The following is an 11005-nucleotide window of genomic DNA, read 5'->3' as shown; positions in this document are numbered from 1 at the left end:
GTACCGGTGGTGTCGGTGGCCTGGGCGGTACTTACCGAGCTGCGCGACCACGGACCGCCGGCGGCGCGGGGGCGTGCCGGGCCAGGGGGCAACGGTCCAGGCATCTCGAAGCACTGAAATCCGGGCAATCGGCAGAAGACCGCCCGTTCGAGTGAAGATCGAACTTCGAAACCCCGTCCCGCCCGGCTGTCACCGAGGATGCGACCGCAGGTGTCCACCGACAGCACACCCATGAGGAGAACGACGTGGCGGAGAAGCGACTCAAGGCCTGGGGCAACAACCGCTCCGGCCAGCTCGGCGACGGCACCTGGACGGACTTCCGCACCACCGCCACCACCGTGCTGGGCCTGACCAGCGCCGAGGTGGTGAGGATCGCCGCCGGTGGCACCGGCCCCACCAACGGCCACGGCCTGGCGCTGCTGACCGACCGTACGGTCCAGTCCTGGGGCTCCAACGACTCCGGCCAGCTGGGCGACGGTTCGGTGTTCAGCCACAACGCGCCCGGCCAGGTGGTCAACCTCTCCAACGCCACCGACATCGCCGCGGGCGGCTCGCACAGCCTCGCCCTGCTGGCCGACCGGACCGTGGTGGCCTGGGGGAAGAACAACTACGGCCAGCTGGGCAACGGCACCAACACCGACAGCAGCGTGCCCGTGCGGGTCGAGGGCCTCAACAAGGTGATCGCGATCGCGGGCGGCCTCAACCACAGCCTCGCACTGCGCGAGGACGGCACCGTCTGGGCCTGGGGCTACAACATCAACGGCCAGCTGGGCGACGGCACTTCGGCCAGCCGCAACGTCCCGTCCCCGGTCAGCGACCTGACTGGTGTCACCCTGATCGCCGCCGGGGCCAACCACAACCTGGCCCTGATCGGCCCGCCGAGCGGCGGCACGAAGCCCACCAGCGGCAACGCGGTCAAGGCCTGGGGCTACAACGCCACCGGACAGCTCGGCGACAACAGCACCGTCAACCGCTACACCCCGGTCGACACCCAGGGCATCTGGCTCGGCGGGGTCTCCCGCATCGCCGCCGGTGGCAACCACAGCCTGGCCGTCACCGACAGCGACAACAAGCTCAAGGCCTGGGGCCAGAACACCTCCGGCCAGATCGGCGACGGCACCACCGACTACCGGATCACCCCCGTCCCCGTCCCCGGCCTGACCGGCGTCCAACTCGTCGACGGCGGCCGTGAGCACACCATCGTCCTGCTCGGCGACAACACCGTGCGCTCCTGGGGCGCCAACGGCTCCGGCCAGCTGGCCAACGGCACCACCACGGAGAGCTCCACCCCGGTGACCTCGCTCACCGCGCTGACCGGCGTGGACAAGATCGCCGCCGCGGTCGGCGGCGACTTCAGCGTCGCCAACTGACCCGCGTCCGGCCTCGGCGCCCAACGCCGAGGCCGGGCCGCCCGATCAGCGCACCCAGTACACCCCCGGCGGCCGGTAGAACCGCCCGGGCCTGGGTAGTTGATGGAGGACGGACAACCATCCGTGCACAAGGCGCCCCGCCTCCGGGGCGTCCACTGCGTCCGAACTCACAAGGAGACCAGCAGCGATGAGCACCCCCGAGGTACGCCCGGCCGACCCCGCCGGCGACGGCGGTGACCACGAGTTCCGCAACTACGTGGAGATCGTCCTCGACGGACTGTCGGACGAACCGGGGCAGGAGGTGCTGGTCAGCGGCGAACGCCGGCTCGGGGCCGCGGAGTTCCGCTCCCTCGTCTACCGGCTCGCCCGCGCCCTGCGCGAGCGGGGCGTGGAGCGCGGCCGCACGGTGACCCTGCTGTGCGGGAACATCCCGGAGACCGTCGCGGTCCGCTACGCGGTCAACCTCCTGGGTGCGCACTTCAACCACCTGTACATCCGGCTGGGCACCGACGTCCAGGCCCGGATCATGGCCGACGTCGAGACCTACGCCTTCATCGTCGACCCCCGCCTCGCGGAGCGCGGCGCGGCCCTCGCCGCGGCCGTGCCGGTCAAGCACGTCCTCGTCCTCGGCGAGAACGACGAGGCGGCGCCGGAGCTGGGCGAGGACCTCCTCGCGCTGGCCGACGGCCGGTCGGACGCGCCGCTGGCCAGTGCCGCCCGGCCGGAGGACCTGTGCTTCATCCGCCACTCCGGCGGCACCACCGGCCACCCCAAGGGCATCCGCAGCAGCTTCGCCCGCATGCAGGGCAACTGGCTCGCCGCGCTGATCACCGGGGAGCGGCGGCGGGACCTGGTGTGCACGCCGCTGTCACACGCGGCCGGCTTCATCGCCGACGGCACCCTCGCCACCGGCGGCACCGTCGTCCTCCACTACGCCTTCGACCCCGGCGAGGTGCTGGCCACCCTCGCCCGCGAACGCATCACCGACCTCTTCCTGCTGCCCCCGCTGCTCTACCAGGTGCTGGACCACCCCGACGCGGCGGCCACCGACATCTCCGCCCTCCGGCAGATCACCTACGGGGGCACGCCCTCCTCGCCGGTGCGCATGGCCGAGGCGGTCCGCCGCTTCGGCCGGGTCTTCCAGCAGGCCTACGGCCAGTTCGAGGCCGGGATCGTCAGCGTGCTGCCCGCCGACGAGCACGACCCCGACCGCCTCGACCTGCTGCGCACGGCCGGCCGTCCGGTCGACGGCGTCGAGGTGGAGATCCGCGACGAGGCCGGCGAGGCGCTCCCGGTCGGCGAGGTCGGGGAGATCTGCGTCCGGTCCGAGAACGCGATGGAGGGCTACTGGAAGAACCCGGAGCTCACCGCCGAGGTGCTGCGGGACGGCTGGGTGCACACCGGCGACCTCGGCCGGCTCGACGAGCACGGCTACCTCGCCGTCGTCGACCGGATCAAGGACATGATCGCCGTCGTCGGCGGCCACGTGTACACCACCGAGCTGGAGGACTTCCTGCACACCCACCCGGGCGTGCGGCAGTGCGCCGTCTACGGGGTACGCGGCGAGGGCGGCCACGAACGCATCCACGTCACCGTGGTGCCCGTCCCCGGGGTGGCGGTCACGGCGCGGGAGCTGCGGGCCGCGGTGCTCGACGGCCGCGGCGAGATGTACGTGCCCGACGTCGTCGACTTCACGGACGCGCTGCCCCTCACCGACACCGGCAAGCCGGACAAGAAGGAGCTCCGGAGCCGGGCCACGCCCGCGGCCTCGTAGCCGCCCGTGACCGCCGGTGCCGGGGCGGCCCGGCACCGGCGGGGTGAGACTGGTCGGGGGACGGAGGCGAGCGGCTACGGCGTCGCCCGCCCGGCGGCATAGGTTTGTCCTCCGTCCCCGTCCGCACCGCCCGAGGAGACCCCCATGGCCGACCAGTCCCCCGACCACTCCCCCGAGCACCTGCTCGCCGCCATCGAGCTCGCCGCCTCCGCCCGGGCGCACGGCAACCACCCCTTCGGCGCGCTGCTCACCGGCCCCGACGGGAAGGTCCTGCTCACCGCCGAGAACACCGTCCTGACCGACCACGACGTGACCGCCCACGCCGAGATCAACCTGGTCCGGCAGGCCTCCCGCACCCTGGCCCCGCACCAGCTCGCCGACGCCGTGCTCTACTCCAGCACCGAGCCGTGCGCGATGTGCGCCGGGGCGATCCACTGGAGCGGCATCCGCCGGGTCGTCTACGCGCTCGCCGCGACCGAACTGAACGCGATCGCGGGCGTGGACCCGGACGAGCCGGTGCTCGACCTGCCGTGCCGCGCGGTCTTCGCGGCCGGCGGCAGCACGGTGGAGGCGTCGGGGCCGTTCCTCTTCGAGGAGGCCTCCGCGGTGCACGTCGGCTACTGGGGGTAGCGGCGGCCACGCCCCCCACCCACCCGGGAGGACCGGACATGACCGCACGGATCGCCTACCGGCGGATCTACGAGGAACCCTCGCCGCAGGACGGCCGGCGGGTCCTGGTGGACCGGATCTGGCCGCGCGGCATGACGAAGGCGGACGCCCGCCTGGACGAGTGGCTGCGCGACGTCGCCCCCTCGACGGAACTGCGCACCTGGTACGGCCACGACCCGGAGCGCTTCGCCGAGTTCCGCCGCCGCTACCTCGCCGAGCTGCGCGACGCCGGGCACCGGGAGGCCGCCGGCCACCTGCGGGAACTCGCCGCCCAGGACGCGCTCACCCTGCTGACCGCCACCAGGGACGTCGACCACAGCCAGGCCGCCGTACTGGCCGGATGGCTGGCGGAGCCCGGGCCCTGAGCTGCGCCCTGACCCGCGCTCTGACCCGCGCCCTGCCGCGCGCCCCCGGTCAGCGGTGCGCCTCGATGAAGCCGCTCACCGTCCGCACGTACTCGGCCGGGTGGGTGACGTGCGGGGTGTGGCCGGCCCCGGTCAGGGCCCGGACCTGCGCCCGGGGCAGCGCCCGCGCCAGCCGGGCGACGATCGCGGGGAACCAGGGCGGGCTCTCGGTGCCCACGGTGAGCAGGGACGGGCCCGGGTACGCGGACAGCCCGGCGAGGTCGAGCAGCGGCCAGCCCGGGTCCTGCTGTTCGTCGAGGAAGGTGGGGGCGTTGGTGAGGAGGGTGTCCCGGACCTCCAGCGGCAGCCGCTCCCACGTCCCCGGCCCGAAGGCGACCTCGTCCACGAACTGCCGCGCGCCCTCGCGGGTCTCGCCCGCGCGCAGGTGCGCCAGCACGGAGTCGATCCGCCGCTCCACCGCCCGCATCACGGGCAGCAGGTCCGGCTCCGGGGGCACGATCGCCATCAGCGGCGGCTCGTGGGCGATGAGCGTACGGAACAGCTCGGGGCGGCGGACGGCCAGGCCCAGGGCCGTCGAGGCGCCGAAGGAGTTGCCCGCGATGTGCGCCGGCGCCAGGTCGAGGGCCTGCACGAGGGCGGCGAGGTCGTCCTCGTCCTCCGTCCGGGAGCCGGGCCCGGGCGGGCGTTCGCTCCGGCTGTGCCCGCGCCGGTCGTAGACCAGGACGCGGTAGCGCTCGGCCAGGGGCGGCCGGACGAGGTCCCAGTGGGTGTGGTCGGCCCAGGAGCCGTGCACCAGGACGAGCGGATCGCCCACGCCCGTCAGCTCGTAGTGGAGGTCGACGCCGTTCACCCGGACCTTCGGCATGGTCCCGCTCCTCACCACTGGGATCCGCCCCCCGCTCCATTCAGTCATCGCGCCGCACCGACGGCAACCAGGTGGCCACGGCTCATCCGGGTGAGGGCCCGCGAGCCGGGGGCGGCGGGCGGGTGCGCGGGTGCGACCGTCGGTCGCATGCCCGTACTGCTCCCCATGCTCCTGGTGTGCGCCGCCGTCGCGTCGGCGGTCGGACCGGCCCCGGACGCCGCCCCGGCGGCCTTCGACACCGCGCCCGCGCGGGCCGCGCTCGGGCGGCTGCTGCCCGGGCGTGCCGCCCAGTTCGAGCTGACGGCCGGGGCCCGGCCGGCCGACGGCGCCGACGCCTTCACCGTGTCCGGCACGGCGGGCGCGATCCGGGTGCGGGGCACCTCCCCGGCCACCCTGCTGGCGGGCGTCGGCTGGTACCTGCGCACCGTCGCCCACGCCGACATCGGCCTACCGGGCGACAGCACCGCGACGCTCCCGCCGGTGCTGCCGCCGGTGCCCGCCGCCCACACCGGCTCCGCCGTCGTCCCGCACCGCTACGCGCTCAACGACACCGACGCCGGCTACTCCGGGGCCTACCGCGGCTTCGCCGAGTACCAGCACGAGATCGACGTGCTCGCGCTGCACGGCTTCGACGAGGTGCTGGTCACCGTCGGCGCCGAGCAGCCCTACCACCGGGCGCTCTAGCGGTTCGGCTACTCCTCGGCCGAGCTGCGCGCCTGGATCCCGGCGCCCGCGCACCAGCCCTGGTGGCTGCTGCAGAACATGTCCGGCTTCGGCGGCCCGGTCTCCGAGCACCTGGTCGCCGCCCGTACCGCCGTCGGCCGCCGGGTCTGCGAGCAGCTGCGGGCGCTCGGCATGACCCCGGTCCTGCCCGGCTACTTCGGCACCGTCCCGGCCGACTTCGCCGCGCGCAACCCCGGCGCCGCCGTCGTGCCCCAGGGCACCTGGACGGCCTTCGCCCGGGACTCCTGGCTCGACCCGACCGACCCGCTGTTCGCCCGCGTCGCCGAGGCCTACTACACCGCCCAGCGCGAGGTGTTCGGCGACAGCGCGATGTACAAGATGGACCCCCTGCACGAGGGCGGCACCGCGGGCGGCGTCGACGTCCCCGCCGCGGCCGGCGCGATCCAGCGCGCGCTGCTGACCGCCCACCCCGGCGCGGTCTGGGCCGTCCTCGGCTGGGAGCACAATCCGACGGCCGCGCTGCTCGCCGGGGTGGACCGCCGCCGGATGCTGATCGTCGACGGCCTCTCCGACCGCTACGACGGCCTGGACCGCGAGGGCGACTGGAACGGCACCCCGTACGCCTTCGGCACCATCCCCAACTTCGGCGGCAAGACCACCTTCGGCGCCAACACCGGCGTCTGGACCGGCCGCTTCCACCGGTGGCGCACCGCGCCCGGCAGCGCGCTGAGCGGCATCGCCTTCATGCCCGAGGGCACCGGCAGCGACCCGGCGGCGCTCGCGCTCTTCGCCGACCTCGCCTGGTCGCCCGCCGAGATCGACCGGGCCGCCTGGTTCACCGCGTACGCGACCGCCCGCTACGGCGGCGCCGACACCGGTGCGGCGGCGGCCTGGGCACAGCTGCGCGACGGCCCGTACGGCATGCCGTCCGACGGGTGGAGCGAGCCGCAGGACGGGCTGTTCACCGCGCGCCCCTCGCTGACCGCCGCCACCTCCGGGTCCTGGTCGCCGCCGAGGACGCGCTTCGACCCGGCCACGGTGCGCGCGGCCCTGGACGGCCTGCTGCGGGCCGCACCGGAGCGGCGCGGCACCGACGCCTACCGCTTCGACCTGGTCAACCTCGCCCGGCAGGCCCTCGCCGACGAGAGCCGCCGCCTGCTGCCGCTGATCGAACGGGCCTACACAGGAGGGGACTTGGGGGCGTTCCGCTCGCTGGTGGGCCGGTGGACCGCCGCCGAGGCCGAGCTGGAACGGGTGACGGCGACGGACTCCCGCTTCCTGGTCGGCAGTTGGCTCGCCCGGGTGCCGGACTGGGCCGCGGCCCCCGCCGAACGGGACCGGCTCCGGTACGACGCCCGCTCGCTCCTCACCACCTGGGGCGGCACCCGCGCCGAGTCGGAGGACGGCGGCCTGCACGACTACGCCGCCCGCGAGTGGTCCGGCCTCGTCTCGGGCCTCTACGCGAAGCGCTGGGCGGCCTACTTCGCCTCCCTGGACGACGCCCTGACCCAGCGCACCCGGCCGGTGCCGGTCGACTTCTTCGCCCTGGACGACGCCTGGGCGCACTCCACCGCCCCCGATCCGACCACCCCGGTCGGCGACCCGGTCGAGGCGGCGGCCGCCGTCGCCGCGAACCACCCCATGGTTGGCCCAAGTCGGCCCACGGCCCCGGCGCCTGCGGGTACCGTGCGGGCACGGGCCACGGCCGGGAGCGAGGGGCGGGAATGAGCGGGAGCGAAGCGGCACCGAACCCCCCGGCCGGGCCGGACCGGCCGGAGAGCCGGCGGGTGCTGCGGCTCGCCGCCGCGCCCCTGGCCGCGTCGCTGGCGACGGCGCTCGGGGCCTGCGGCGGGCCGGCCGCCGGACCGTCCCCGCCCGCCTCGGCCTCCACCGGGTCGCCGACGCCCCGGCCGAGCAGCGCGAGCCCCACCCCGGCCGGCCCGGCCGACTGGGCCGCGCTCGCCAAGGACCTCGGCGGCGCCGTCATCGGCCCGCAGGACGCCCGCTACCAGGACGCGAGCCGGCTCTACCAGCCGCAGTTCGACGACCTCCACCCCGCCGGGATCGTCTACCCGGCCTCCTCCCAGGACGTCGCCACCTGCCTGGCCTTCGCCCGCCGGCACGCCGTCCCGGTCGCGGTGCGCAGCGGCGGCCACAGCTACGCGGGCTGGTCCTCGGGCAGCGGGATGGTGCTGGACGTCGGCGCGATGGCGGAGGTCAGCGGTTCGGGCGGCCCGGCGACCGGCGGCTCGGCGACGGTCGGGGCGGGCGCGCGGCTGATCGACGTGTACGCCGGGCTGGCGGCCGACGGCGTGACCGTCCCGGCCGGTTCCTGCCCGAGCGTCGGCGTGGCCGGGCTGGCCCTGGGCGGCGGCATCGGCGTCACCTGCCGGGCGTACGGGCTGACCTGCGACAACCTGACCGGCGCAGAGGTCGTGACGGCGGACGGCCGGATCCGGCAGGTGGCGGCGGGCGCCGACGCCGACCTGTTCTGGGCGCTGCGCGGCGGTGGCGGCGGCAACTTCGGCGTGGTCACCTCCTTCACCTTCCGCACCCACCCGGCGGTAAGCTGCGCGTACGGCTTCCTCTCCTGGCCGTGGTCGGCCGCCGGGTCGGTGGTCGCGGCCTGGCAGGCCTGGGTGGCCGGCGCACCGGACGAGCTCTGGGCCAACCTCCACCTGGACACCTGGCCGGACGGCAGGCTGCGCCTCACCAGCACCGTCAACCTGCTCGGTTCGCAGGGCGAACTCGCCGACCTGGTCGACCGCTTGGCCGTCGCGCCGGCCACCGCCTCGCTGCACACCGCGCCGTTCCTGGACACCATGAAGGAGATGGGCGGGGTGGCCGGCTGGTCGGAGGCCGCCGCCCACCTGCCGGGCAGTCTGCCGGGCCGGAACCCCGACGGCCGGCTGACCAGGGTGTCGTACGCGGCCCGGTCCGACTTCTACACCCGGCCGATCGGCGCGGCCGGGATCGCGGCCCTGGTGGCCGCCGTGGACCGGTACGCGCGGACGACGCCGCAGGGCGGCAGCGCCTCGGTCGCCTTCGACGCGCTGGGCGGCGCCGTCGGCCGGGTGGCCCCCGGGGACACCGCCTTCGTCCACCGCGGCGCCCTGTTCGCGGCCCAGTACATCGCCAACTATCCGTCTCCCGGCGCCGGTTCGGGGCCCGGGGTGGAGCAGTCCCAGGCCTGGCTGGAGGACGTCTGGAGCGCCATGCGCCCGTACGCGAGCGGCGAGGCGTACCAGAACTACCCCGACCCGCGGCTGACCGACTGGGCGCAGGCGTACTACGGCGGCAACCTCGACCGGCTGCGGCGGGTCAAGCGCGCCTACGACCCGGACGGCCTCTTCACCTTCCCCCAGGCCGTCACCCCGGCGTGATCCGGCCGCGCCCCGGGCGGACCGTGGCGAGCAGCACCAGGGCGGCGGCCTGGACGGCGGCCACGGTGACGACCAGCGCCGGGACGGACACCGCGGAGAGCGCGCCGGTGAGCGCCCCGCCGGCCAGCGTGGCGAGGCCGACCACGGCGGCGAACACCCCGTAGGCGGTCGCCCGGCGCGGCGCGGGGACGAGGTCGGCGACCACCGCCCGCAGGGTCGACTCCTGGACGCCCAGCGCGGCACCCCACAACAGCGCGCCGGCCGCGGCGGGCGCCACCGCGTCGGCGAAGCCCAGCGGGGGCACGGCCGCGGCCAGCACGGGCAGCGCCACCAGGGTGCGCGGGCCGATCCGGTCGTACAGCCAGCCGGTGACCAGGCTCGCCAGCGCGCCGGCGAGCATCGTCCCGGCGTACAGCACCGGTACGGCGGAGGCGGTGAGCAGGTGGTGCCGGACGAGGTGGAAGGAGAGCACGCCGTAGGTGGTGAAGCCGGTCATGGTCGCCGCGGTGAACGCCGCGTACGCCCAGAAGGCGCGGGGCAGCGGTGGGCGGACGGGCGCCGGGGACGGGGACGGGGACGGAACTGAGGCTCGGGCAGGGGCTTGGGGCACCGGGGGTCGGGCGGGCCGCGCCGACTCGTAGCGGGACGGGTCGGGCACCCGGGAGCGCAGCCACCACAGCAGGCCGAGGGCCGCCACGCCCGGGGCGGCCAGCACGCCGAGCGCGGGCCCGTAGCCGCCGGTGGCCGCGAGCACGGCGGCCACGATGAGCGGGCCGATCACCGCGCCGACCTGGTCGAGGGCCTCGTGGACGGCGAAGCCCCGGCCCCGGCCGGTGGCGGCGGTGGCGTGCGAGAGCAGGGTGTCCTTGGCCGGTGAGCGGACCGCCTTGCCGACCCGCTCGGCGATCACCAGGGTGCAGGCCGCCCCCAGCGAGCCAGCCACGCCGAGCAGCGGCACGGCGGCGACGGTGAGCGCGTAGCCGCCGATCGCCAGCGCCCAGAACCGGCCGGTGCGGTCGGCGAGCGGCCCGGACAGCAGGCGCGGGACCAGCGCCGCCGCCTCCCCCGCGCCGGTCACCACGCCGACCAGCGTCGCCGAGGCACCGAGCGAGGCCAGCAGCGGGCCGGTGACGGAACGGGCGCCCTCGTAGACGAAGTCAGCGAGCAGGCTGACGATGCCGAACCACACCACGAACCGCCACGGCCGCATGCCCGCGCCGTCGCCGTCCCTGTCGCCGGTCTGTTTGGCCGCCCGCCGGGCCGCTGGATCGTTACCCACAACGCCTCCACGATCGCCACGAGGACCGGCGCAGGGCTCCGCGCGGCTCAGCCGAAGCCGTGCCTGCGGGGCGCCGTGACGTCAAGAGTGTCCCGCAGCATCGCGAGCGCCGCGCCGAGCGGGCTGGACCGGCCGCCGCTCACCGTGATGTCCCCGGCCTCGGGGCAGCCGTAGACGACCGCCTTCTCCGGGCCGGTCAGCGCGTACAGCGGGTCGCCCGGCGCGGTCGGCTCCAGGCGGACCTCGACCACCAGCGGGCGGTCCGCGCTCGCACTCGCCACCGCCCGCAGCCGGCGCCCCTCGGCGGCCGCGGCCAGCGCCGCCGCGCCCGTCCCGGCGTCCACCGCCACCGCGTCGACGCGCACGGCCGACGGGTCCCAGCCCCACAGCAGGGCCGCGAGCAGCCGCACCTTGGTGGCGGCGTCGGCGCCCGAGAGGTCGGCCGAGGGATCGGCCTCGGCGATGCCGAGCCGCTGGGCCTCGCCGACCGCCCGGTCGAGGGAGTCGCCCGCGGCCAGGCGGTCGAGCACGAAGGTGGCCGTCCCGTTGGGGCAGGCCCGGACCGTCCGGCAGCCGAGGCCCCGCACCCCCGTGCGCGCCAGGTCGGCCGTCGGGA

The 11005-nt window shown here is 75.8% G+C and carries 8 protein-coding genes and 2 pseudogenes; 7 read left to right on the top strand and 3 right to left on the bottom strand.

Annotated elements, in window-relative coordinates:
- Nucleotides 1-245: 245 nt before the first annotated feature.
- The 4 genes from ACFXPX_RS41985 to ACFXPX_RS41970 all read left to right on the top strand — a co-directional run bounded on the left by ACFXPX_RS41985 (nt 246) and on the right by ACFXPX_RS41970 (nt 4178).
- Nucleotides 246-1370 carry an RCC1 domain-containing protein gene (locus ACFXPX_RS41985; protein ID WP_380522286.1) on the top strand — a complete coding sequence of 375 codons (1125 nt, stop codon included), beginning with the start codon at nt 246-248 and terminating at the stop codon, nt 1368-1370.
- Nucleotides 1371-1557: 187 nt separating this feature from the next.
- Entirely contained in the window at nt 1558-3144 is a 1587-nt protein-coding gene (locus tag ACFXPX_RS41980) for an AMP-binding protein (protein WP_380644962.1), read from the top strand.
- Nucleotides 3145-3288: 144 nt separating this feature from the next.
- The gene (locus ACFXPX_RS41975) at nt 3289-3774 is read left to right on the top strand and encodes a nucleoside deaminase (protein ID WP_380522291.1); all 486 of its coding nucleotides are present in this window, start codon (nt 3289-3291) and stop codon (nt 3772-3774) included.
- A 38-nt stretch (nt 3775-3812) separates the two neighbouring features.
- Nucleotides 3813-4178, top strand: a complete 366-nt coding sequence (locus ACFXPX_RS41970; protein WP_380522294.1) for a DUF488 domain-containing protein — start codon at nt 3813-3815, stop codon at nt 4176-4178.
- 49 nt (nt 4179-4227) lie between these two features.
- Here ACFXPX_RS41970 and ACFXPX_RS41965 read toward each other — a convergent pair whose 3' ends face one another.
- The gene (locus ACFXPX_RS41965) at nt 4228-5043 is read right to left on the bottom strand and encodes an alpha/beta fold hydrolase (protein ID WP_380522296.1); all 816 of its coding nucleotides are present in this window, start codon (nt 5041-5043) and stop codon (nt 4228-4230) included.
- A 147-nt stretch (nt 5044-5190) separates the two neighbouring features.
- Between ACFXPX_RS41965 and ACFXPX_RS41960 the strand changes: the two are divergent.
- The 3 genes and pseudogenes from ACFXPX_RS41960 to ACFXPX_RS41950 form a co-directional block, all read left to right on the top strand.
- A pseudogene (locus tag ACFXPX_RS41960) lies at nt 5191-6474 on the top strand (alpha-N-acetylglucosaminidase); the annotation flags it as partial.
- Entirely contained in the window at nt 6472-7455 is a 984-nt protein-coding gene (locus tag ACFXPX_RS41955; RefSeq protein ID WP_380644963.1) for an alpha-N-acetylglucosaminidase C-terminal domain-containing protein, read from the top strand. The pseudogene ACFXPX_RS41960 and the gene ACFXPX_RS41955, both read left to right, overlap by 3 nt.
- On the top strand, nt 7452-9110 hold the full coding sequence (locus ACFXPX_RS41950) for an FAD-binding oxidoreductase (protein ID WP_380644961.1): 1659 nt from the start codon (nt 7452-7454) through the stop codon (nt 9108-9110). The genes ACFXPX_RS41955 and ACFXPX_RS41950 overlap by 4 nt, the downstream gene beginning before the upstream one ends.
- Here the strand turns inward: ACFXPX_RS41950 and ACFXPX_RS41945 are convergent.
- Nucleotides 9097-10389 carry an MFS transporter gene (locus tag ACFXPX_RS41945; RefSeq protein WP_380522302.1) on the bottom strand — a complete coding sequence of 431 codons (1293 nt, stop codon included), beginning with the start codon at nt 10387-10389 and terminating at the stop codon, nt 9097-9099. The two genes, ACFXPX_RS41950 and ACFXPX_RS41945, sit on opposite strands and share 14 nt — an antisense overlap.
- Nucleotides 10390-10436: 47 nt before the next feature.
- Nucleotides 10437-11005 (bottom strand): annotated as a pseudogene (locus ACFXPX_RS41940) (homoserine dehydrogenase); the annotation flags it as partial.

It is taken from the genome of Kitasatospora sp. NPDC059146 (genome assembly GCF_042786665.1).
Taxonomy (GTDB): domain Bacteria; phylum Actinomycetota; class Actinomycetes; order Streptomycetales; family Streptomycetaceae; genus Kitasatospora.
Note: the sequence above shows the minus strand (reverse complement) of the source record. Positions and strands in the feature narration are given on the sequence as shown.

Bases quoted from the DNA above. Each gene is read 5' to 3' on its own strand.
- ACFXPX_RS41980 (WP_380644962.1), top strand. From the start codon at position 1,558: ATGAGCACCCCCGAGGTACGCCCGGCCGACCCCGCCGGCGACGGCGGT.
- ACFXPX_RS41975 (WP_380522291.1), top strand. From the start codon at position 3,289: ATGGCCGACCAGTCCCCCGACCACTCCCCCGAGCACCTGCTCGCCGCC.
- ACFXPX_RS41970 (WP_380522294.1), top strand. From the start codon at position 3,813: ATGACCGCACGGATCGCCTACCGGCGGATCTACGAGGAACCCTCGCCG.
- ACFXPX_RS41965 (WP_380522296.1), bottom strand. From the start codon at position 5,043: ATGCCGAAGGTCCGGGTGAACGGCGTCGACCTCCACTACGAGCTGACG.
- ACFXPX_RS41955 (WP_380644963.1), top strand. From the start codon at position 6,472: ATGCCCGAGGGCACCGGCAGCGACCCGGCGGCGCTCGCGCTCTTCGCC.
- ACFXPX_RS41950 (WP_380644961.1), top strand. From the start codon at position 7,452: ATGAGCGGGAGCGAAGCGGCACCGAACCCCCCGGCCGGGCCGGACCGG.